General features: G+C 65.1%; 20 protein-coding genes. 9 read left to right on the top strand and 11 right to left on the bottom strand.

Annotated features, from left to right (window positions below):
- Positions 1-6 precede the first annotated feature (6 nt).
- The 10 genes from ACFQ00_RS12075 to ACFQ00_RS12030 form a co-directional block, all read right to left on the bottom strand.
- Positions 7-1,680 (bottom strand): hydantoinase B/oxoprolinase family protein, encoded by a 1,674-nt coding sequence (locus tag ACFQ00_RS12075; RefSeq protein WP_381491024.1) that lies wholly within the window; start codon positions 1,678-1,680, stop codon positions 7-9.
- An 11-nt stretch (positions 1,681-1,691) separates the two neighbouring features.
- Positions 1,692-3,758: a hydantoinase/oxoprolinase family protein gene (locus tag ACFQ00_RS12070; RefSeq protein WP_381491021.1), complete on the bottom strand. Its 2,067-nt coding sequence runs from the start codon at positions 3,756-3,758 to the stop codon at positions 1,692-1,694.
- A gap of 32 nt (positions 3,759-3,790) precedes the next feature.
- Complete coding sequence (locus ACFQ00_RS12065; protein WP_374596691.1) at positions 3,791-4,108, bottom strand: cupin domain-containing protein; 318 nt, start codon at positions 4,106-4,108, stop codon at positions 3,791-3,793.
- Positions 4,105-4,710 (bottom strand): helix-turn-helix domain-containing protein, encoded by a 606-nt coding sequence (locus ACFQ00_RS12060; protein WP_381491018.1) that lies wholly within the window; start codon positions 4,708-4,710, stop codon positions 4,105-4,107. Before ACFQ00_RS12060 ends, ACFQ00_RS12065 begins: the two co-directional genes overlap by 4 nt.
- Before the next feature lie 44 nt (positions 4,711-4,754).
- Positions 4,755-7,049 carry a TonB-dependent receptor gene (locus ACFQ00_RS12055; RefSeq protein ID WP_381491014.1) on the bottom strand — a complete coding sequence of 765 codons (2,295 nt, stop codon included), beginning with the start codon at positions 7,047-7,049 and terminating at the stop codon, positions 4,755-4,757.
- A 234-nt stretch (positions 7,050-7,283) separates the two neighbouring features.
- Positions 7,284-8,438 (bottom strand): acetyl-CoA C-acetyltransferase, encoded by a 1,155-nt coding sequence (locus ACFQ00_RS12050; RefSeq protein ID WP_381491011.1) that lies wholly within the window; start codon positions 8,436-8,438, stop codon positions 7,284-7,286.
- A gap of 28 nt (positions 8,439-8,466) precedes the next feature.
- Positions 8,467-9,600: an NADH:flavin oxidoreductase gene (locus ACFQ00_RS12045; RefSeq protein WP_381491008.1), complete on the bottom strand. Its 1,134-nt coding sequence runs from the start codon at positions 9,598-9,600 to the stop codon at positions 8,467-8,469.
- Positions 9,597-10,913, bottom strand: a complete 1,317-nt coding sequence (locus tag ACFQ00_RS12040; RefSeq protein WP_381491006.1) for an acyl-CoA dehydrogenase family protein — start codon at positions 10,911-10,913, stop codon at positions 9,597-9,599. The genes ACFQ00_RS12045 and ACFQ00_RS12040 overlap by 4 nt, the downstream gene beginning before the upstream one ends.
- Positions 10,914-10,953: 40 nt before the next feature.
- On the bottom strand, positions 10,954-11,733 hold the full coding sequence (locus ACFQ00_RS12035; protein ID WP_381491003.1) for an SDR family NAD(P)-dependent oxidoreductase: 780 nt from the start codon (positions 11,731-11,733) through the stop codon (positions 10,954-10,956).
- A gap of 73 nt (positions 11,734-11,806) precedes the next feature.
- A complete protein-coding gene (locus ACFQ00_RS12030; RefSeq protein WP_381491080.1) occupies positions 11,807-12,628 on the bottom strand; it encodes a 3-hydroxyacyl-CoA dehydrogenase family protein in 822 nt (273 codons plus the stop codon).
- A 137-nt stretch (positions 12,629-12,765) separates the two neighbouring features.
- Here ACFQ00_RS12030 and ACFQ00_RS12025 point away from each other — a divergent pair, with 137 nt between their 5' ends.
- Together ACFQ00_RS12025 and ACFQ00_RS12020 are read left to right on the top strand one after the other, a co-directional pair.
- Complete coding sequence (locus ACFQ00_RS12025; protein ID WP_381491000.1) at positions 12,766-13,554, top strand: enoyl-CoA hydratase-related protein; 789 nt, start codon at positions 12,766-12,768, stop codon at positions 13,552-13,554.
- 110 nt (positions 13,555-13,664) lie between these two features.
- Complete coding sequence (locus ACFQ00_RS12020; RefSeq protein WP_381490997.1) at positions 13,665-14,405, top strand: GntR family transcriptional regulator; 741 nt, start codon at positions 13,665-13,667, stop codon at positions 14,403-14,405.
- A gap of 9 nt (positions 14,406-14,414) precedes the next feature.
- On the opposite strand, the gene ACFQ00_RS12015 is transcribed toward ACFQ00_RS12020, so the two are convergent.
- On the bottom strand, positions 14,415-15,149 hold the full coding sequence (locus ACFQ00_RS12015) for a tyrosine-protein phosphatase (protein WP_381490995.1): 735 nt from the start codon (positions 15,147-15,149) through the stop codon (positions 14,415-14,417).
- Between the two features lie 156 nt (positions 15,150-15,305).
- On the opposite strand from ACFQ00_RS12015, the gene ACFQ00_RS12010 reads away from it, so the two are divergent.
- From ACFQ00_RS12010 to ACFQ00_RS11980, 7 genes are read left to right on the top strand one after another with little or no spacing between them, the layout of a single operon-like run.
- Positions 15,306-16,040 carry a PEP-utilizing enzyme gene (locus ACFQ00_RS12010; RefSeq protein ID WP_381490992.1) on the top strand — a complete coding sequence of 245 codons (735 nt, stop codon included), beginning with the start codon at positions 15,306-15,308 and terminating at the stop codon, positions 16,038-16,040.
- Complete coding sequence (locus ACFQ00_RS12005) at positions 16,037-17,566, top strand: hypothetical protein (RefSeq protein ID WP_381490990.1); 1,530 nt, start codon at positions 16,037-16,039, stop codon at positions 17,564-17,566. Before ACFQ00_RS12010 ends, ACFQ00_RS12005 begins: the two co-directional genes overlap by 4 nt.
- The gene (locus ACFQ00_RS12000) at positions 17,566-19,044 is read left to right on the top strand and encodes an AMP-binding protein (protein ID WP_381490988.1); all 1,479 of its coding nucleotides are present in this window, start codon (positions 17,566-17,568) and stop codon (positions 19,042-19,044) included. The genes ACFQ00_RS12005 and ACFQ00_RS12000 overlap by 1 nt, the downstream gene beginning before the upstream one ends.
- Positions 19,041-19,658: a hypothetical protein gene (locus ACFQ00_RS11995; RefSeq protein ID WP_381490986.1), complete on the top strand. Its 618-nt coding sequence runs from the start codon at positions 19,041-19,043 to the stop codon at positions 19,656-19,658. The genes ACFQ00_RS12000 and ACFQ00_RS11995 overlap by 4 nt, the downstream gene beginning before the upstream one ends.
- A gap of 4 nt (positions 19,659-19,662) precedes the next feature.
- Positions 19,663-21,402, top strand: coding sequence for a pyruvate, phosphate dikinase (locus tag ACFQ00_RS11990; RefSeq protein WP_381490983.1), 1,740 nt, complete (start codon positions 19,663-19,665; stop codon positions 21,400-21,402).
- A gap of 14 nt (positions 21,403-21,416) precedes the next feature.
- Complete coding sequence (locus tag ACFQ00_RS11985) at positions 21,417-21,908, top strand: acetyl-CoA carboxylase biotin carboxyl carrier protein (protein ID WP_381490980.1); 492 nt, start codon at positions 21,417-21,419, stop codon at positions 21,906-21,908.
- Positions 21,901-23,286, top strand: a complete 1,386-nt coding sequence (locus tag ACFQ00_RS11980; protein WP_381490977.1) for an acetyl-CoA carboxylase biotin carboxylase subunit — start codon at positions 21,901-21,903, stop codon at positions 23,284-23,286. Before ACFQ00_RS11985 ends, ACFQ00_RS11980 begins: the two co-directional genes overlap by 8 nt.

The raw sequence follows: 23,286 nt of genomic DNA, 5'->3' as shown, positions 1-23,286 counted from the left end.
TTCCGTTCAGCCCGGCAGGCCGCCATAATAGCGTTCCGCCTGCTCCTTGGTCAGGAAGCCGTTGCGCAGGTCTTCGGCGATCGCCGCCTTCGGGCGCGCCTTCGGATCGCCCCAGCCGCCGCCGGTCGCCGTCACCATGCGCACCACGTCACCCTTGGCGAGCTTCGCGCCCGTCACCTTGCCGTGCACCTCGCGCGTGCCGTCGGCGCGGATGATGTCGAGGTGGTTGGGCGATCCGTCGCGCCCGCCGGCCATGCCCCAGGCCGGGTACTTGAAGCGCCCGAAGCTGCCGGTGACCGTGAAGTCGTCGGTGCGCATCCGATAATCGAGTACGACGCCCTTGCCGCCGCGGAATTCGCCGTGGCCGCCGTCTTCGTTGTGGAAGGCGTATTGATCGACATGGACGCCGTAGCGCGCCTCGGTGATCTCGATGGGCACGTTGTAGGTCTCGCCGTCGGCCGCCGCGAACTGTCCGGATTCGCCGTCCTTACCCGTGCCGCCGCCCCAGCCGCCGACGAGCGGCTGCACGAGGATCGTATTCTTGCCGCTGTCGGCATGTGTGCCGGCGAAAACGACCGAGCAGACCGACAGCATGTGCCCGGCGCCCAGCCGGTCCGGCACATGCGGCGCGAGCGCGCGCCAGATGAGATCGACGCCGTACATCAGCGTTTCCCAATAGGTCGAAACCGGCGCGGGCCGCTCCGCCGTGAACACCGTCTTGTCCGGGCAGATGATCTCTATGGGGCGGAACGAACCGCTGTTCGCGGGCACCTGCGGATTGGTGATCGCCTTGAAGATCAGACGCACCGCGGAGGTGAGCCCGGTGCGCGAATTGTTGATCGGCCCGAGCGTCTGCGGCGCGCTTCCCGAAAAGTCGGCGATGAACTTGTCGTCGGTGATGGTCACCTTCACCATCACTTTCAGCGGCGTGTCGCTGCGGCCGTCGTCGTCGATCAAATCCTCGGCGAAGAATTCGCCTTTGGGGAGGCCGGCGAGCTCGTGCTTCACCATCGCCTCACCATAGTCGAGCAGCTCGTCCTTCGCGCCCAGCACTGCATCATGACCATATTTGTCGAACAATTCACGCACGCGGCGTTCGGCGACGCCGTTCGCCGCGACGCCCGCCCACATGTCGCCGACGCTTTCCTGCGGCACGCGGATGTTGGCGATAATGATGTCGAGGATGTCCTGGCGCAGCGTGCCCGCATCGATGATCTTGCAGATCGGCATCTGGATGCCTTCCTGGAAAATCTCCGTAGCGTTCGTCGAGAAGCTGCCCGGCACCGCGCCGCCGACGTCCAGCCAGTGCGCCTTGTTCACCGCGAAGGCGACGAGCGTGCCGTCGTGGAAAATCGGCGTCGCGATGCCGAAATCGGAAAGATGCGTGCCGCCGCCCCGGTAGGGATCGTTGCCGATGTAGACGTCGCCTTCGCGAATGCCCGCGTCGCCGAACTTTTCGAGGATATCGCGCACGAAGCTGTCGATCATCGCGAGCAGCACGGTGGTGCCCTGCCCCTGCGCGATCAGCTCGCCCTTCGCATCGGTGATGCCCACCGAGAAATCGAGCGCCTCGTAGATGATCGGGCTCATGCTGGTCCGCGCCATTGTCAGGAACATCTCGTCGCCGATCGCGACGAGCGCGTTCTTGATGATCTCGAGCGTATAGGGATCGGTTTTCATGGAAGGATCCTTCAGCCGTTCAGATGGACGTGGAGGTTGCCGTAGTCGTCGACGACGACACGCCGGCCGGGGGTGACGACGAGCGTCGCCGCCGCCTCCTCGACGATGCAGGGGCCGGTGAACGCCATGCCCGGTTCCAGCCGGTCGCGGTCGTAGATGCTCGCCGCGTGGATACCGTGCTCGTCGAAATCGACCGTACGCTCGCTGACGATCGCCGTCTCCGGCGCCTTGCCGGTGGCGGTGAGCTTCTCGGGTTCGTGCTTCGGCACGTCGCCGAGCGCGACGAGATGGAAGTTCACGATCTCCACCGGCAGATCGAGGCGGAACGTGTATTCGCGCTCGTGTGTGGTGTGGAAACGCTCGGCGGCGGCAGCGACCGTCGTCGCGTCGAAGGCGACGTCGGGCAGTTCCACCTTCACGCTGTGCTCCTGCCCGAGATAGCGCATGTCGGCGAAACGCTGGAGCCGCAGCGGCAGCTTGCCCGCCCCGGCCTCGGACGCGAAGCTCGCCTTCGCGGCGTCCGCCATCTCCACGAACAGGCTTTCGATGCGCGCGCTGTTCTCGACTGCGAGCGGCACCACCTGCGTGCGGACGAAATCGCGCCGCATGTCGGTCATCAACATACCCCACGCGGAGAACACCGACGAATTGGTCGGGACGATCACCTTGGGAATCTGCAGCTCCTCGGCGAGCATCACCGCGTGCATGGCGCCGCCGCCGCCGTAGGCGACGAGCGTGAACTCGCGTGGATCATAGCCCTTGTTGAGCGACACGAGCTTCAGCGCGTTCACCATGTTGGCATTGGCGATGCGGATGATACCGCGCGCCACAGCCGCCATGTCCCCGCCGAGCTTTTCGGTGAGCGGGGCGAAGGCCGCCTTCACGTTCTCCATGTCGGGTTCGATCTCGCCGCCAAGGAAGTTCGCGGGGTTGATGCGGCCGGTGACGAGGTTGGCGTCGGTCGTCGTCGGGCGCGTGCCACCGCGCCCGTAGGCAGCCGGACCCGGCGAAGCGCCCGCGCTCTCGGGACCGACATAGAGCCGCCCGCCCTGATCGATACCGGCGATCGATCCGCCGCCATTACCGATCTCGACGATCTCGATGACGGGCGTACGGATCGGATAGCCCGGATTGGTGCGCGACCATTCGATCCGGTATTCGGTGGTGATCCGCGTCTTCGCGTTCTCGATTAGCGAGCATTTGGCGGTGGTGCCGCCGATATCGAGCGCGATGATCTTATCTTCGCTTAGCAGGCGCCCAAGGGCGGCGGCGCCGAGGACGCCGCTCGCAGGTCCGGATTCGACCATGGCGATTGGATTGCGCACCGCGCCTTCCACCGTATCGATGCCGCCGTTCGACTGCATGATATAGGGCTGATGCGGGTAACCGGCGGCCGCGAGACTGCGGCCGAGCGTTTCGAGATAGCGCTTGGCGGCGGGATGCACATAGGCGGTGAGCACCGCGGTCGACGTGCGCTCATACTCGCGCCATTCGCGCGAAATCTCGTGCGAGGCGATCACGGAAACCTCCGGCCAGCGCGCGCGGATATAATCACGGGCGATGACCTCGTTTTCCGGCGAAACATAGGCGTGGAGGAAGCAAAGCGCGATCGCCTCGACACCCTCCTTGCGGAAATCCTCCAGAATGGGATCGAGCCCTGAAGGATCGAGCGGCGTCATCACATCGCCGAGATAGCTGCTGCGCTCATCGACCTCGCGGCGCAGATAGCGCGGCACGAACGGCTCCGGCTTCTTGAAGGCGAGATTGAACAGATCGGGCCGGTTGCCGCGCGCGATTTCCAGAACGTCGCGGAAGCCCTTCGTGGTGATCAGGGCGGTTTTGGAACCCTTACGCGACAGCAGCGCGTTGATGACCACGGTGGTGCCGTGCGCGAAGAAATCGAACTGCGCCGGATCGAGCCCCGCCTTGGCGACGGCGTTCATCACGCCCTGATCGAACTGCGGATAGGTCGTGTCGGTCTTGGCGGTCCGCAGACCCACCACCCGTCCGCTTGCCTTGTCCACATCGTAGCAGACGAGATCGGTGAAGGTGCCTCCAACATCGGTGGCCACGCGCATGTCTGTACTCCCGAACGTTCAGGCGCGCCGCTTCAGGCGTCGCCGATGGTGAGCGTAAATATCCGTGTATCGGCACGGACATGGAAGAAGTGCGGCTCTCCCGGCGGAACCATGACGAGATCGCCTTCGCTGAGCCGGGCAATTTCACCGCCGCTTTCGAGATCGAACGAACCCGAAAGAATGAGCGAGATTTCGGTCACGTCGTGAACGCTGAATCCGTCCTCCGGAACACGAAGCCCGGCCGCGAAACTCGACACGAGCGTCTGGCAGCGCACATTGCCCCGGGCACTTTTGTGATCCACGAGATTCAGAAGCGCTTCGGTGGCGAGGATCGCCGGTACGACCTTCACGCCGAAGGCTCCGGTTCCTCGCTCGGCGGGAACAGCACAGGCGTGCCGACCCACAGCACCTTCACCGGTTCATCGCCGCGGTTCTGCATCGAATAGCTGTGCCGCGCATCGAAGTGCAGATTGTCCCCCGGCCCCAGATCGAAGCTTTCCTCGCCGACCTCGAAATGCAGCTCGCCCTCCAGAACATAATAGAAGGATTCGCCGTCGCGGTGGACGCGCGGAAAGATCGGCCCCGGCGGGATGATGAAGATGAAGCTGTCCATCTTCTGGTTCGTATGTCCGGCGCTCAGCCGGATGTACGTAACCGGGGAATCGATCGGGTAAAATTCGGGCTCCGCCGCCCGGTGCATGATGTTGTTGGTTTGGGGCGGCGCCAGAAAATAGCTGATGTTGACGTCAAGCGCCTGCGCGATGCGCGACAGCGACACGATCGACGGCGTCGCCTTGCCGCGCTCGGCGAGCGATATGAACGACACCGACAGGCCGGATTGCATGGCCACCTCGTTGAGCGTGAGGCGCAGCTTCTTGCGGCGGTTCCGCAGAAGCTCGCCGAACGACATCATCGGATCGCTCGTCGGCGCCGGGGCACTTGCTTTCACCATGGTTTTCCGGCTTTCCACCTGTTCCTGTTCCACCCCAAGGCCGCTCAGAACGTCTTGATGACGTCGATACCGTAGCTGCGCGGCCGCGCCTGGAAGTTATAATCGGGCACGACGACCTTATCGTAGTATTTCTTGTTCGACAGGTTCTTGCCCCACAAGGACGCGCTCCAGCCGCTGTCGAGGCTGATGCGGATCTGGCCGTTGAAGAGGTCGAGCGCGTCGCGGACCGGCACGCCGATCGCGGTGCCGCCTTCGTGGAAGTAGGTCTTGCCGCGGTGCTCCCAGTCGCCGCGCACCAGGAGGCCGAGCCCGTCGCCGATGTCCGCCGAATATTGCAGCGACAGGTTGCTCTTGAACTTGGTGATGTTGGGAAGCTGGTTGCCGACCGTCGCGGGGCTCACATCGTACTTGCGGATTTCGGAGTCGATGTAGCCGACACCGCCGATCAGTTCGAAGCCGGCCGGTAGCAGCGCGCGGAACTCGAACTCGGCGCCGGTGATGCGGGCCTTGTCGATGTTGTTCACGATCTGCGCGTTGACGGCGCCGTTGAAGTTGAAGACCTGCAGGTCGTCCGCCTCGGTGCGGAACACCGCACCGCTGATCGACAGCGCACGCCCGAGCGGCTGCGCCTTGAAGCCCGCCTCGTAATTCTCCGACACTTCCTTGCGGAAGATCGCGTCGGCGACGCGCGTGCCGCTCGACGGGTCGAATTCGGTGCCTGCCGCATTGAAGCCGCCCGAACGGAAGCCCTTTGCGTAGCTGACGTAGAACGAAAGCGTCTGCAGCGGCCGGTAGTTCACCGTGAACTTCGGCTGCCAGGAATCGAACTTTTCCTTGCGCGTGCGCGGATCGGTAATCGGCCGCCAGAGGCCATCCAGCCGGTAGGCGTCCGGCCGCGGGTCCGTCTGCTCGCGGTGATCGGCGTCGTAGCGCATGGCGGCCGAGAGCTCGAGCGTATCCGTGAGGTCGTAGTTCGCCTGAACGAATGCGGCGTAGGCCTTGTCGTCGTTGTTCTCTTCGAAATAAGCGCGGGTCTGGTTCGCCGTCGCGGGATCGAAGTCCAGCTTGGGAATGATCCCGAAGCCCTTGTCTTCCTGTGTCGCCGTGACGAGATCGCGCTCGCGCTTCAGGAAATAGGCGCCGACGATGTAGCGGAACGGCAGTTCGGACGGGCTCGTGAAGCGAAGCTCCTGACTGAAATTCTGCTGGCCGTACACCTGGAACGTCGTGTTGAACGCCGCCGTGAAGAACGGCGTGCCGCCGCCGAGTCCGCCGAACGTGATCTGCGGCGTCGCGCAGGCATAGGGCGTCGAGAGCGGCGCGGTCAGCTCGAAGCAATTCTGGTTGTCCGAATAGTCGTAGCCGTCGAATGTCGTCAGCATCGACACGTCGTCATAGGACGTGATCGACGACAATGTCCCCGCGCCCGTTTCGTAATCGACCTTGAGCGAGACGTTCTTGAGGACGCGTTTGTTGTAACCAAGGTTGTTGCTCGTCGGCGCGATCACCGTGTTCGCGACGCCGTGCGCGTCGGTGATGACAGTGCCGCCGCTGGCATTGCTCGAACGCACGAAATAGGCGGCGCCGCCCGTCGTGCGGCCATAATGCCCGCGCAGATCGAAGGTCAGCACGTCGCTCGGCTTGAACAGCAGCTTCAGATCGCCGGTGAAATTGCGGAAATCATCGACCTTCCTGTCGAGGAAGGTGTTGGTGATCCAGCCATCGGCCTGACGGTGCGAGATGCCGGCGCGGAACAGCAGCTTGTCCTTGACGATCGGGCCGGAGACCGAAGCCTCGGCGCGCGTCGCATCGCCGTTTCCGTAACCGAAGGCCACGCGGCCTTCGTATTCGTTGGTCACCGGCTTGGTGGTGATGTTGATCGCGCCGGCGATGGCGTTGCGCCCGTAAAGCGCGCCCTGCGGGCCCTTCAGCACCTCGATCTGTTGGATGTCGAACAGTTCCTGATTGAACTGGAACGCGCTCGTCTGCAGCACGCCGTCGACGGAAACCGCGACAGGCGTTTCGCCGTTCGGCACCTGCGTCACGCCGCGCACCACGAGGTAGGTCGTGCCTGCATCCTGCGCGGTGTTGAAGGTGACGTTCGGTGTCAGCGCCACGAAATCGCCGGGGCGATCGATCTTGGCGTTCTCGATCTCCTTCTCGCCGAACACGGAGATCGACGCCGGCACATCCTGAAGCGATTCCGAACGCAGGCGCGCGGTGACAATGATCTCCTCGACCGCAGGCGTCTCCTGTTCCTGCGCGATGGCCACATGCGACGTTCCGCAAAGCATGGCGGTAGCGGCCACGCGGTACACGACCCCGACTGATGTCTTCATTGAGACCCCCTCTTGTTGATTCCCATTCCCGTTGGAATCAACTTCTCAGGATCAAACATTTACGTCAACTCAAATTTTGAGTATATAAAAAATATGCACTTAGCCCTCAAACAGGGCTCGGGCCTGAAAAAAACGTCATGAAAATGGAAATGACGGGAAAGCGCGCGAACCGACACAGCGGAGGCATGTGGCCGCGCGCAGCCACGTATACGTCAGCGGGGAAGCCTCAGCCTCCTACAACGCCTCGATAATCGTGACGTTTGCGGTTCCTCCGCCTTCGCACATGGTTTGAAGCCCGTAACGCCCCTTTTCAGCGCGGAGCGCATGAACGAGCGTCGTCATGAGCTTGGCGCCGCTCGCACCAAGCGGATGGCCGAGCGCGATAGCGCCGCCCCGAGCATTCAGCCGGGCAGGATCGGCATCCATGCTCTGCCGCCAGGCGAGCGGGATGGAGGCGAAGGCTTCGTTGACCTCATAAAGATCGATCTCGCCGATGGTGAGCCCCGCCCGCGCGAGCGCACGGCGCGTCGCCGGGATCGGCTCTTCGAGCATGATCACCGGATCGCCTGCTGTGACCGTGAGATTGTGGATGCGGGCGAGCGGCGTGAGGCCATGCGCCTTCAGCGCGCGATCGTTGACGACGAGCACACCGGCCGCACCGTCGCAGATCTGGCTGGAGGTGGCCGCCGTGAGCCGACCGCCCTCGCGCAGCAGCTTCACCCCGCCGATCGATTCGGGTGAGGCGTCGTAGCGGATACCCTCGTCGCGCGCGTGCAGCACCGGGCCTTCCGGCGTTTCGATGGGCAGCGGGAGAATCTCGTCCGCGAACGCACCCGCCTCGGTGGCGGCGGCGCCGCGCTTGTGGCTTTCCAGCGCGAAGACATCGAGATCGTCGCGGCTGAAACCGTATTTCGCCGCGATCATCTCCGCGCCGGTGAACTGGTTGAATTCCTCGACGCCGTAGCGCGCCTTGATCCGCGAGCTCCACGGACCCACGCCGAGCCCCGCTTCCGCATGCAGCCGAAAGTTGGAGCCCATCGGCACGCGCGTCATGCTCTCGACGCCGACGGCGGCGACGATGTCCTGCGTGCCCGACATCACCGCCTGCGCGGCGAAGTGGATCGCCTGCTGCGACGAGCCGCATTGCCTGTCCACCGTGGTCGCGGGGACGCTGTCGGGCAGCTTCGAGGCCATCACCAGATTGCGGGCGAGCGCGAAGCTCTGTTCGCCCGCCTGCGTGACGCAGCCGGCGATCACATCATCAATGGCGGCGGGATCGATGCCGCTGCGGTCGACGAGCGCGTTCAGAATCTCGCCGCCCATGTCCGCCGGATGCCAACCGGCAAGCGCGCCGCCGCGCCGGCCACCAGCGGTACGGACCGCCGCCACGATATAGGCTTCCAAGGCTGGTTCCTCTCTACAGGCTTTTCAGGGATTCAACGGTGTAGGGACGGATCGACGCGGTATCGCCGGCCCGAACCTTGGCAAGCCATTCGGGATCGGCGAGCAGCGCGCGGCCGACGGCGATCAGATCGAAATCGCCGCGCTCCATCATCGCGAGCAGGCGGTCGATGCCGGTGCCTTCGGTGCCCTTCCCGGCGAAGAGCGTGGCGAGGAGGTCGTCCTTGAGGCCCACGGACCCCACCGAGATCGCCGGCAGCGACGACAGGCGCCGGACCCACCCGGCGAAGTTCAGGTCCGAACTTTCGAACTCGGGCTGCCAGTAACGCCGCTGCGAGCAGTGGAAGATATCGACGCCCGCCTCGACGAGCGGCGACAGGAAGGCTTCGAGTTCCTGCGGAGACGCAAGCATCTTCGTGTCGAAATCGTGCTGCTTCCACTGCGATATGCGCAGGATCACCGGAAAATCGGGCGACGTCGCCGCCTTGATCGCGCGGACGATATCGGCAGCGAAGCGCGAACGCTGTGCGATGCCGCCGCCGTAGTTGTCGGTGCGGCGGTTGGTATCCTGCCAGAAGAACTGATCGATGAGATAGCCGTGCGCGGCGTGCAGCTCGACACCGTCGAAGCCCAGCCGGAACGCGGAGGCAGCCGCCGAGACGAACGCTTCGACGACGGCATCGATATCGGCGAGCGACATCGGCTCGGCGCCCTTCCACGGCATAACGCCGGGCCCGCCGACCATGCCCGAGGGGCCGACCTGATCGCCCCGGAGGCCGCCCTCGCCTTCGAAAACGCCTTCGACAGGGGCCGGCGCGATGAGGCCCGCGTGCCAGAGCTGCGGCACCATGCGCCCGCCCGCCGCGTGCACTTCGCGAATGACGCGCGCCCAGCCGTCCAGCGCCTTCTCACCGTGGAAACGCGGCACGTTGTCGTCGATGGACGCGCCGGCATGATCGATGAACGTGCCTTCGCTGATGATGAGCCCGACGCCGTTCTCGGCGCGGCGCCGATAGTAGCGCGCCACATCGGGGCCGGGGACGCCGCCCGGCGACAGCGAGCGGGTCATGGGCGCCATCACGACGCGGCTGGAAAGATCGAGCGTGCCGTGCCGGAACGGCCGAAACAGGACCTCGGCGGCGTCCGTCACTGTCCGGCCCAAAGGTAATGGGCATTGCCAGGCTGCAGGTGCCCGAAACGGCCTTCAACATCGGGAAGCCCGAGCACATCCGCCGTGCCGCCCGTGCGCGACGGATCGGACTGGAGCTGGCGACGGATTTCGAGGCGGCCGATCTGGTTGCGATGCACCTCGTCCGGTCCGTCCGCGAGGCGCAGCAGGCGCGCGGTCGCGTAGGCGGCGGTGAGCAGGTGATCAGAACTGGTGCCGCCGCCGCCGAACATCTGGATCGCCCAGTCGACGATCTGACAGGCGGCTGTGGGCGCGGCGACCTTGATCATCGCGATCTCGGACTTCGCCACCTTGTTACCCACCGTATCCATCATCCACGCCGCCTTCAGCGTCAGGAGGCGAACCTGCTCGATCATGATGCGCGCGCTTGCAATGCGTTCGAGCGTGACGGTCTGCCGGGAGAGCTCGCTGCCGAACGCCACGCGGCGGTCTGCGCGCCGGCACATGCGTTCGAGGATACGCTCACAGAGGCCAATGAGACGCATACAGTGATGGATGCGGCCCGGCCCGAGGCGGCCCTGCGCGATCTCGAAGCCGCGCCCTTCGCCGAGCAGCATGTTGCTGGCCGGAACGCGCACGTTCTCGAACACCACCTCCGCCGCCCGGTCCGGCACGCCGTAGAAGCCGAACACCGGGAGCGGCCGGATCACGCGGACGCCGGGCGTATCCTTCGGCACGAGGATCATCGACTGCTGGCGATGACGATCCGCGCCATCCGGATCGGACTTGCCCATGAAGATGATGATCTTGCAGCGCGGATCGGTGGCGCCGGTCGTGTACCATTTCCGGCCGTTGATCACGTAGTCGTCGCCGTCGCGGATGATCGAGCTGCCGATATTGGTCGCGTCCGAAGAGGCGACCTCGGGCTCCGTCATCGCGAACGAGGAGCGGATCTCGCCGGCGAGGAGCGGCGTCAGCCACGCCTCGCGCTGTTCCGGCGTGCCGTAGCGCCAGATGGTTTCCATGTTGCCGGTGTCGGGCGCCGAGCAGTTGAACACTTCGGGCGCCAGCAGCGAGCGGCCCATGATCTCGCAGAGCGGCGCATAATCGAGATTGTGCAGGCCCGCGCCAAGTTCCGCATCGGGCAGGAACAGATTCCAGAGCCCGGCCTCGCGCGCGATCGGCTTCAGCTTTTCGACGATCGGCAGCACCGCCCACGGCCCCAGCCGTTCCGCTTCCGAATAGAAGGTCCATTCGTTCGGGTAGATGTGCTCCGCCATGAAATCCTCGAGGCGGGCCTTGTAGTCGAGAACCTTCGGGGACATTTCGAACATAACGGGAGGAGCCTTTCAGGGCGCGGGAAACGGATTGCGGCTATTGGCGCGCGGAGGTGCCGCCATCGATGACGAGGACGCTGCCGTTGCAGTAGGATGCCTCGTCGGAGGCGAGATAGAGGCAACCGTTCGCCATCTCCACCGGCGTGCCGGGGCGGCGCATCGGCGCAAGCTGATCGGCCACGACGGGATCATCGAAGATGCCGACAACCGACGCCACCATCGGTGTATCGATGAAGCCCGGCGCGATGCAATTGGCGCGGATATTGTCCTTCGCGTAGCTGACGCAGAGCGAGCGCGTGAGATTGATCATGCCCGCCTTCGCCGCCGTGTATGCATGCGCCGCCGAGAGCCCGAGCAGACCCGAAATGCTGGTGACGCCGACGATGGCGCCGCCGCCCGCCGCGATCATCTTCGGCAGCACGGCGCGGGCCATCAGATAATAGCCATCGAGATTGATGCCGATCACCTCGCGCCACTTGTCGGGCGCGGTATTGACGGTGTCGTTCATCGAGCCGGGACTCTTTTCCGCCCAGCTGTAGCCGACACCGGCGGCATGGACGAGAATGTCCACCTTGCCGAACGCCGCAATGGCCGCCGCGACCACGGCATCGGCGCTTTCATCCTTGCTGAGATCGGCGACATGGATGGCGCCCATGCCCGACGGCACATGCGACAGGCTCTCCTCCAGCGTGGCCAGCGTGCGGCCGGCGCCCAGCACCTTCGCGCCCTCTTCGGCGAAGCGCTCCATGCACGCGCGGCCGACGCCGGTTCCGGCGCCGGTGATGATCGCGACCTTGCCGTCCAGTCTTCCCGCCATGATCCACTCCCCAAGATTGGCGCCCGGCCGTTTCCCGGCGGGGCATGGTTTGCATTCTTTCGGCCGATCCCGGTCAGGACCAGCCTTTTCGGCCCTTCCCGCCCACAAGACCTGCGGCAACCCGCGTTTTCAGCAGCGGGCGCGGGCGAAAGCGTTCGCCATAGGCATCGAACATGATCTCCTGCGCCGTGAGGCACAGGCTGGATGTGGTCGCATCCATCAGCTCGAACGGCCCGAGCGGATGGCCGAGCCCAAGCTTGCAGGCGGTGTTGAGGTCGTCGACGCTGATCACCTCCTCCTCGACGAGGCGCACCGCCTCTATGAGGAAGACGTGCAGCACGCGGTTGACGGCGAAACCGGCGACATCCTTCACGCGGATCGGCACCTTGCCGGTGCTTTCGGCGAGCGCATAGGCGGCCTTCACCGTCTCCTCGGCCGTGTCGAAAGCCGGGATCACCTCGACGAGCTTCATGCGGCTGACCGGGGAGAAATAATGCATACCGATGACATGCGGGCGCCGCGCTTCCGACACGCGCGAGGCGAGAACCGAGATCGGGATCGTGGAGGTGTTGGTGGCGATCATCGCGCCCACCGGCAACGTCTCGTCGAGACGCTGCAGGATATCCGCCTTCACCTCGAGGTCTTCGAACACGGCTTCGGTGGCGATTTCGCAGGCCTTGAAGTCCGCGATATCGACCGTGGCGCGGATACGGGCGGGCGTACTTTCCGCCAGCGCCGCATCGTAGAAGCCGCGCGCAACACCCTTCTCCAGAAGGCCGGCGATTCGGGTCACCGCGCGGGTGAGCGCCCCTTCGTCGCGGTCGAGCAGCAACACGGACTTGCCGGCAAGCGCCTGCACGAGCGCGATTTCCGCGCCCATCAGCCCAGCCCCCACGACGCCTGTCGAATGTTGTTGCACAATCCGCCCCAATAGCCAATGTTGTATGACAATATCGTTTTCTTGATCGCTTGAAACCGATCATGCAAGCGAAATATGACCCGGCGACGGGCACGACCTTTGTGGGAGGAAGCATGGCCGAAGCCACCGCCGCGGCGGTTACCGTGGAACGCATCGCCGACCATATCGCGCTGGTGACGCTGCGCCGTCCGGAGGCGCGCAACGCCGTGAACGCGGCGGTGACGGCGGGCCTGAGAGATGCGGTGAGGACGATAGAAGGCGACCCCGACATCTGGGCCGCGATCGTGACCGGCGAAGGCGGCAAGGCGTTTTCGGCAGGCGCGGACCTCAAGGCCGTCTCGGACGGCGGCATGAGCGGGCTCGTCGATCCGGAATGGGGCTTCGCGGCCTTCGTCCACGCCTCGCGCGACAAGGTTTGGATCGCGGCGGTGGACGGCGCGGCCATGGCCGGCGGTTTCGAGATCGCGCTGTCATGCGACATGATCGTCGCCTCGGAAGACGCGCGCTTCGCGCTGCCCGAGGTGAAGCGCGGACTGGTGGCGGCGGCGGGCGGCATCTATCGCCTACCGCGCACGCTACCCCGCGCGCTCGCGTTCGAACTCATCGCGACGGGCGAACCCATCGACGCCGAGCGCGCACTGGCGTTCGGCCTCGTCAACCGCGTGGTTCCGAAGGCGGACGTTTTGGGCACGGCGCTTGATCTCGCACAGCAGGTCTGTGCGAATGCGCCGGTCGCGGTTCGCGAAAGCCTGAAGGTGGCGCGGCGGGCCTTCGACGAGACCGATCCCCGGCTTGGCGCGCTCAGCCTCGCCGCGCAGGACGTGATCATGCAGACGGAAGACTTCGCGGAAGGACCGCGCGCGTTTATCGAGAAGCGCGCACCGCGCTGGGCAGGACGCTGATCTGCAATGTATTTACCAGAGAAACGCAATAGAATAGGACGCGCCAATAGCTTGGCAGCGTAACAAACCGATGAACAATTGAGCCAGGCCGGAAAGCGAAAGACAAGGCGATGGGGTTGCTCGCTCAGAAAAAAGCAAAGCGCAGCGCGGCCGAGCCCGAAAAGGCCGCCGCCAGCGACAGCGCAAGCTCGCCCGACAAGGTGGTGGATGCGATCCACCGCGGAATCCTCGCCGGCCGCTATGTTCCCGGCCAGAAGCTGATCGAAGCCGATCTCACGCAGAGCCTTGGTGTCAGCCGGGGGCCGGTGCGCGAGGCGCTGAAGCGGCTGGACGCGGAAGGCGTCGTCGAGCTGACCCGCCACCGCGGCGCCTATGTGCGCTCGCTGACCCGCATAGAGGCGGTGGACCTGCTGGAAATCCTGGAGCTGCTGACCAGCTTCATCGCACGCATCGCCGCCACCGCCGTGGCGCGCAAGCGCACGATGGGTGAGCAGAACGCGCGCGAGCTGGAAGAAGCCTTCCATCTGCTGGAGCGCTTCAAGGACCCCACGCTGGAGAACGCGGCCTTTCTGGAACAGCGCAGCCATTTCTATGACGCGCTGATCGCGGTGGGCGAGAATTCCCAGATCCAGTCGGTGATGCCGATGATGCGCATCCACCTGCTGCGCCTGCAGGTGCAGCCGTTCTTCAACTCCGAGGACCGGCAGGACCGGCTGAACGAATATGCCGCGATCACCGTCGCCGTGCTCGGCGGCGACAAGGCCGGCGCGCAGAAGGCCATGCGTTATCACATGACGCATATGCGCCAGCGGATCGCGCAGCTTCCCGACGAAGCCTTCGCCCGAGGCTGAAATCGCCGACTATTCGAGCAGGGTTTCGCGCAAGGTTTCGATATCCTTCGGCGACAGGCGCAACACGGCGTCCGCATAGCCGGTGATATCGCCGTATTGCCGTGTCAGCTCATCGAACATCGCGCCCAGATAGGCCGGATCGGCATCCAGGATCGGCGACCAGAGCGCTTCCGATGACGCCAGCTCCTGCCCAGCATAGGCGAGGAACATCGCGCGCGTCAGTGGCCGGGCAGCATTGCTACATGCGAAATCGGCCATGATCGCATCGTGCTCGACCCCCAGCAGCGCGAGCAGAAGCGCCGATGCGACACCAGTCCTGTCCTTTCCCGCTGCGCAGTGGAACAGAAGCGGCGTGCGGCCCCGCACGATGTGGCCGAACAGCACCCGGAAAGCCTCCGCCTGCGCGATCGGCATCGTGCGGTAGATATCGCGCATGGCATCGCTTCCCGAAGCGCCGCCAAGGCACAGATCGAGCAGCGGACGGGGATCGCCCAGACTCTCCGACGCCATGCGCCAGTGGGGAATCGCTTCGAGCGGCGGAGGCGTCGGTCCATGCAGACGTTCCGGGTCCGAACGCAGATCGACGACGAGCGAGAGGCCAAGCCCGAGAATCGCCTCCACCGCGGCAGGCGAATAACGTGAGAGACTGCCGGAACGAAACAGAAGGCCGGCCTTCACGCGGCGCCCGCCAAACCCCGGCTTTCCGCCCAAATCCCGCAGATTATAGGCCCCTTCGATCATCATCCACACCCTTCTCTCAGCATCACTCGACATCAAGATTGCGCTACAATTTTGTTTTTTGAAATAGCCCTAAGGGTTGACATGAGCACCCGTTCAGTGTTCAAATTTTGACGCAACGAAGATCAAGCCGCGGCTGGACATGCGGCGATGGGGAGGATCATGGCGGTACTTTACACGGACCGGGATCGATATGGGCGCGCGCCAGCATCTCCGCTCGTGGAGGCCGTGCAGAACAGCGTGCGCGATCTCGTGCGCCGGCGCTGGGCGGAAAGCGGCGACGACTGGTCCGACTTCGTGTTCGGCTCCTCCGAACGGCTGGTGACCAAGGCCGATATCGAAGCCATCGAGACGCGCATCCTCGCCACCGGCTATCGCTTCGCCTGGTCCTCGATCCTGTCACAGCGGGACCGGCCCGAGGCCTATACGTCGGGCGACGCCGGCGACAATCCCGATTTCAGTTTCGAGCATCCCGAAGCCGTCACCGAAGCCCCGGATGCCGAAGGCCGCGCACAGCGCGGCACTGGCGACAATGTGGTGATGCGCGCGAAGAACACGCAGGGCATCGCGCTCTATGTCCGCACCAGCGAGCGTGTCGTCGACCTGATGAAGAACGGGGTGCCCGAGGACAGCATCGCCATCATCGACGACAGCGGCGGCACGCTGACGGCGCCCATCCTGGAAAAATTCAAGGGCGTGATCTGCGCCGGCGGCACGGTCCGCTCCCACCTTGGCATCCTGACGCGCGAATACGGCATCCCCTGCCTGATGAACGCGCGGATCAGCGGCATCCGCAACGGTGACCGCGTCGAGATCGAAACGAGCGCCGCGGCGCGCACCGCCGAATCCTATCAAAGCGGCGTCGAGATGCCGGCCCGCGTCTGGAAACTCGCATGAACCGCCCGAGCTACGCCGATATCCTCGAGGCGAACAACCTGATGCAGTCCATCGGGGACGAGACCTACTGGCTGTGCCTGACGCGCACGGTACAGGAATCGAAGCTGTTCCCGGTTTCGGCCTACATCATGTTCTCCTACGTGAACGCCTTCTACCGCTACCCGTCGCTGCTGCGGAAGATCGAGGCGCGGATGTCCGCCGAAGAGATCGCCGACCGCAGCCGCAACATGGGCATCAAGATCCAGAACTCCCACATGGGCTGGTGCCTGCCGGCATTCTACCTGCTGGGGCGCGAATGGCTGATCTCGCTCGGCCTGCTACGGCCGCAGGACGCGCTGGAGGACGTGATCTACGTGCTCGATTTCTGGAAACGCTTCCAGCTTTCCTGGCACCGCAACAGCGGCCATCGCACCAATCGCGAATACGGCCACCGCGCGCAGATCCTGCCCGACCGGCGGCTGGAAATCTTCCGCGACGACATGTTTGCCTGCGAGCCGGGCGACGATCTGCACGCCGCCGCGCACGCCTTCATGGCGACGGCCTCGCAATACGGCTTCCTCGTGTCCTGCGAGAGCCGGATCAGCCTCACCAACTCCGGCCCCTACCGGATCGACGACCGCCACGAGATGCTGGTCCGCGATTTCATGGATATGGCTGAGTGTTCGCTGCCGTGGCTGGACGGTGTCGCAGCCGAAGTGCCGTACAATAATTTCACCGTCGCCATGTCGGTGCGCGATTGCCATTTCCACCTCGTCGACGACTGGGGCAGCTTTGAATCGACGCCCGGCTTCACCGCCGACAAACTCGCCGGTGTCGGTCTCTACACGTCCGATCCGCTCACCGAGGGCTTCGTGCCGCTCGGCATGGGCTCGCGCGAGGAATTGACCGAGACGTTCCGCGAACTGAACGACATCCTGAAGGATGCCACCAACAAATTGTGGATGCGCATGGCCGACTGGACGCGCGACCAGCTTCTTGAGGCCGGCGCGCTCATTTATTTCGCAGTCGTCAAGGACCTCGCCCATGTCGCCGGCGTGTTCGAGGTCGAGGACTGGATGGAGATCGATCCGCGTGCCGAACGGTTCCGGCCGCTGTTCAACGACGAATACGGCAATGTGGCGCTCGGCGAACTCGTCGCGGGCCTCACCTTCCCGAACCAGCAGGCCTCGCCATTCACGATGATGCAGCATTCGGACAGGCCGACGCGCATGTTGACACCGATTCCCTATTCGGTGCTGGCCGGTGAGGACTATGTGCCGACATCCGGCCCGATCCAGCGCGGCACGACGACGCTCGATCCCAAGGTCGATCGCTATTGCACCTCGCGCGGGCGGCTGACGCTGGCGGAATACAACCGGCTGGCGCAGGAGCATGTGCCGGAAGTCTGCTCCGACAAGTATCGCTACCTCTGCGAGACCTGGCTGAAATACAATGCGGATACGCCGCTGGCCGACGAACTCTACAAGGTGGAGCAGCGCCAGTCGCGGACGCTGAAGGATCGCGGCGTGCGGAAGGGCGAAGCCTGATGCAGGTCGGTTCCCTCATCCGCCGCGCGGCGATGCATTACAAGGATGCGCCCTGCCTCGTTGAAGACACGCGCATCGTCACCTTCCGGGATTTCGACAGGCTCACCGATCAGCTCGGAAATGCACTGCTTGCAACCGGCCTCAGACCCGGTGACCGGGTCGGCGTATTGTTGCCTAACGGTATCGATTGCCTCGTCGCTTATTATGCACTGGCGAAATCGGGGCTGGTGCGCGTGTCGCTGAACACGCGCGAAACGCCCGACAACCATGCCTACAAGCTCGCCGACAGCGGCAGCCGCGCGGTGATCTGCGGCGACGAGGAAATCGTTCCCGAGACGCTCGACTTCGTGTTCCGTCCCGACGAGATCGCCGAAATGACATCGACCGGAGCGCAGACACCCTGCGCCGTCGATCGCGATCTGGAAGCACCCTACCGGCTGGGCTACACGGGCGGCACCACGGGCAAACCCAAGGGCGTGACGCTGACCATGCGCGGTGAGACCGCCGAGCTTTCCGCCTTCCTCACCGATCTGATGCCCGAGATGCGGCAGGGCGACACGTTCCTCCACGCAGCGCCTATCGCCCACGCCTCGGGCGCGTTCTTCCTGCCGGCGCTCGTGCGCGGCGTGCGGTCTCTGGTGATGAAGAAATTCGATCCGGCTTCGTTCATCGCACTCGCCGAGGCCGAGCAGGCTTCGATGACCTTCCTGGTGCCGACCATGCTGGCGATGATCATGGAGCAGCCGGCCTGCGAAAGCGCCGACCTTCGTTTGCGCCGCATCGCCTACGGCGCCTCCCCCATCGCCGAGACGCTGCTGCGCAAGGGCGAGGCGCGCTTCGGCAAGGTGTTCGCACAAACCTACGGTCAGGCCGAAAGCCCGATGGTGATCACCTGCCTGAAACCCGACGAGCACGACCGCGTCGGATCGTGCGGGCGCCCGTTCACGACGGTGGAGGCCGGCATCGTCGACGACGACGACAATTTCCTCGCACCCGGCGAGATCGGCGAGATCGTCTGCCGGGGCACGCAGCTGATGGCCTATTACTGGAACCGGCCCGAAGCGACGGCCGAGGCGTTCCGGAACGGCTGGCTCCACACCGGCGACATCGGCCGCATGGACGAGGACGGCTTCTTCTACATCCTCGACCGCAAGAACGACATGCTGATCTCCGGCGGATACAACGTCTATCCGCGCGAGGTAGAGGACGTGCTGCTCGCCTACGACGGCGTCGTCGAGGCGGCAGTCGTCGGCCTTCCCGACGAGAAATGGGGCGACCGCGTGATCGCCGTCATCGCCGGCCGCGACGGGATCGACGGCGATGCCGTGCTCGCGTTCGTGAAGACAAAGCTCGCCAACTACAAGCAGCCGAAATCGATCGAGATCTGGCCGGAGCTGCCGAAAAGCGGCGCCAACAAGATCCTGCGGCGCGAGATCCGCGACACCATAGCCGCCCGCCCGATGGCGGCGGCGCAATGATCGGAACTGCCATGAGCCCCAGCCATCTCGTGCTCCACGGCCTTGCCATCAAAAAGCACGCCGACGCCGGCGACATCGCCGGGCTGATCGGCCTTGCCGCCGACGATACGGCGCGGCGCCTCGACGACGCCGTGGCGAGCGGACGTGCCGTGCAGGTGAACGGCAAGTACCTGCTGACGCCGCTCGCGCGCATCGCGCTCGAAAGCGACTATTCGCGGCACTATGCCGTCCTGCGCGGGAATGCGGATTTCTTCGCGGCCTATGAGGCGTTCGAGCGGATCAACGTGCAGCTGAAGGCGCTGATCACCGACTGGCAGACGATGGACGTGGGCGGACAGCGCGTCGCCAACGATCACAGCAACAGCGCCCACGACGCGAAAGTGATCGACCGGCTCGGAGAGCTTCACGAACGCGCGGATGTCATTCTCGGCAAGCTCGCGGCGGGCCTCCCTCGCCTCGACTATTACCGCCGCAACCTGCTCGCCGCGCTCGAGAAGGCCGAGGACGGCGCCATCGAGTGGGTCAGCGACGCGAAGATCGAGAGCTATCATACATTGTGGTTCGAACTGCACGAGGACCTGCTGCGCATCGTCGGCAGAGAGCGGGCGGAATAGGCCGATGGCGATCCCGCTTGGAGACTGGGTTCTCGCGCTCGACGGCAGCGCGCTGCCGGACAAGGCGCTGATCGGCGGCAAGGCGTGGTCGATCGCGCGCATGGGTGCACTCGGCCTCCGCGTGCCGCCGGCGTTCGTGATCACGACGCGGGCGTGCGCGCACTATCTTCACGAAGGATCGGAACCCGCATCGCTGGCGCGCGAGATCGCGGCGGGGATCGCGTGGCTCGAACAGCAGACGGGCCGCCGCTTCGGTGCTGGTCCCAATCCGCTGCTCGTCTCCGTACGTTCGGGCGCGCCGATTTCGATGCCGGGCATGATGGATACGGTGCTCAACCTCGGCATCACCGATGAAACTGAAGCGCAGCTCGCGGCGGAATGCGGCGACGCCGGCTTCGCCCGCGATACGCACCGCCGGTTCCTCGATCTCTATGCGCATATCGTACTGAAATCGGAGACCGCGCTCGCCGCGAACGGCCATCCTGCGGACTGGCGGAATGCCATCGCCGCCGGTGCCGGGGAATCCGTACCGGACGCGGTCGAGGAGCAGCTTGCGCGCGCGGTGCACGCGGTGTTCGAATCCTGGAATTCGCGGCGCGCGCGGCGCTACCGCGAGCATCACGATATTCCCCACGATCTCGGCACCGCCGTTGCCGTGCAGGCGATGGTGTTCGGCAACATGGACGAGAATTCCGGCACCGGCGTTCTGTTCAGCCGCAATCCCCTGTCGGGCGAACCCCTGCCCTACGGCGAGTATCTTGCCCGCGCGCAGGGCGAGGATATCGTTTCCGGCAAGCACACGCCGCAACCGCTCGAAGCGCTGCGCACGCACCTGCCCGACGTCCACCAGGAACTGCTCACCGCCGCAAGCCTGCTGGAGGACGCAGGGGGCGACGTTCAGGATATCGAATTCACGCTGGAAAAGGGCATCCTGTACCTGCTCCAGACTCGCGCTGCGAAACGCGCACCGCGCGCCGCCGTGAAGATCGCCGTGGACATGGTGGCCGAAGGCAAGATCGACCCTTCCGAAGCGCTCGCGCGCGTCTCCAGCGAACAGATTCGCACACTGCTGAGCCCGCAGCTCGCCAGCGGCGCGGCGCAGGGCGCCGAGATCGTCGCGCGCGGAGAGGCCGCTTCGCCCGGCGTCGGCACCGGCGTGGTCGTGCTCGATTCCGACGAGGCCGAACGGCGCGCCGCGAACGGCGAGGCGGTCGTTCTGGCACGCGCGACGACCAGCCCCAACGATCTGCACGGCATGATCGCCGCGCGCGCCATCCTGACCGAACAGGGCGGATCGACGAGCCACGCCGCCGTCGTCGGCCGCGCGCTCGGCCGGCCGTGCGTCGTCGGCTGCGGCGCGGGCAGCCTCAGCGCGCTTGCCGGTGAAACCGTCACCGTCGATGGCCAGAACGGCATCGTCTATCGCGGCGCGCTGGACGTGGTGACGCCGCACGAAAACGACGACGCGGCGCTGCGGCAGATCGCGGCCTGGGCCGCGCATCAATCGACGGTGCTGGTGACGAGCGAGCACAGCAACGGCGCGAGCGTCCGTTTCGACGAGAACATCGAGCAGACCGAAGCGCTGATCGCGGCGCTGGAACCCGGCGCGACCGTGGAAGGCGCGCTGTTCGCGAATGACGACAAGGCCGTGCGGGCGGTGATCGCGGCAGGCGCGGCGACGATCGTGACCTCTCCCGCGCTTCCGGCCCTTCTGGCGGCGGCGCAGGCCGCTGGCCGCGAATGAAAGGACAACAACGGGTGGGAAACATTTCCACGAACGATATCCAGTCGCTGATCCAGCTGTTCGAGAAGAGCGACTGGCGCGAGATGCATCTGATCCTCGGCGAGACCGACCTGTTCCTCAGCAAGGACCGGAACGCCCAGACGCAGATCTCGCTGACAACGGCGGCCCCATCCGTGCCCGCGCCCTCCCACCGCGCATCGGTTCCGGCGACGCCCGTGGAGACGCCCGATCCAAAGCCGCACGGTAGCAAGATTCCGGCCGGTTGGACATTGGTGAAGGCGCCGAGCCTAGGCACGTTTTATCGTGCGCCGAAACCAGGTGCGCCGATGTTCACCGAAATCGGCGCGCAGGTCGCCGCGGATTCGGAGCTTTGCCTCATCGAGGTGATGAAGCTGTTCACGACATTACGGGCGGGAACGCACGGCACCATCCGCGAGATTTACGCGAAGGACGGCGAACTCGTGGAATTCGATCAGCCGCTGTTCCTGATCGAGCCCGATGCCTGATACCGCACCATCAAACGGACGGCTGTTCGTCGCGAACCGGGGCGAGATCGCGCTCCGGGCCATTCGCGCCGCGCAGGCGCTCGGCATGGAAGCCGTGCTCGGGGTTTCGGCGGCGGACCGCGACGGGCTCGGTGCGCGCACCGCGAACCGCTGCGTCGTGCTCGGCCCCGCGCAGGCGCGCGATTCCTATCTGAATGCCGGATTGATCGTGCACGCCGCCGTCAGCACGGGGTGCACCGCGCTTCATCCCGGTTACGGTTTCCTCTCCGAACGCGCCGAACTCGCCGAACTGTGCGCACAGGAAGGCATTACGTTCGTAGGACCGACACCGGAATCGATCCGGCAGGTGGGCGACAAGATTTCCGCACGTGCGATGGCGCGTGCCGCGAACGTACCGATGACGAGCGGCACCGATGCCGTGGAAGACGTGGCACACGCCCTGAAGCTTGCCGAGGAAATCGGCTATCCCGTGATCACCAAGGCCTCGGCAGGCGGCGGCGGGCGCGGCATGGTGGTGGCGCGGAACGCCGAGGAGCTGGCGGGCGCCTTCGATCAGGCCGTGACGACGGCGCGCGAGGCCTTCGGCGACGGAACGCTGTTCATCGAACGCTATGTCGAGGTCGCCCGGCACATCGAGGTGCAGGTCATCGGCGACGGCAAAGGCGGCGTCGTGCATTTCGGCGAGCGCGACTGCTCGATCCAGCGGCGCTACCAGAAGATGATCGAGGAAGCCCCGGCGGCGATCCTGTCTCCGGCGGTGCGGAAGCGCCTTCACGAAGCCGCCGTGCGCCTGCTCGCCTCGATCAACTACCGGAACGCCGGCACCGTCGAATTCCTCTACGACACGACCACCGAAGAGTTCTTCTTCATGGAGGTGAACGCCCGCATCCAGGTGGAGCATCCCGTTTCCGAGGCGATCACCGGCGCCGATCTCGTGCAGGCGCAGCTGAGGCTCGCGACGGGCGCCGTGAAAGGCTTTTCCCAGAAGGATGTGCACACCGCGGGGCACGCCATCGAGGCGCGGATCATCGCGGAGGACCCCGACCGCGACTTCATCCCCTGCCCCGGCCGCATCACGCGCTGGGACCCGCCCTCGGGCGAAGGCATCCGCGTCGATACGGCGGTCGAAAGCGGCACGATGATCCCGCCCTATTACGACAGCATGATCGCCAAGCTGATCGTGCACGGGAATACGCGCGCGGAGGCAATCGACCGACTCGCCGCCGCGCTCGACGATTTCACGGTCGAGGGCATCGCCACCAACATCCCGCTGCTGAAGGTCATCGTGGCGCACGAGGACTTCCGCTCGAACACCATCAATACGCGCTGGCTGGAAACCGTTCTGCTTCCCGCCTTCCGCGCTGAACAAGGACGCTGA

The organism is Sphingosinicella xenopeptidilytica, assembly GCF_042676985.1.
Taxonomy (GTDB): Bacteria; Pseudomonadota; Alphaproteobacteria; order Sphingomonadales; family Sphingomonadaceae; genus Sphingosinicella; species Sphingosinicella xenopeptidilytica.
This window is presented reverse-complemented; position numbering and strand designations above follow the sequence as displayed.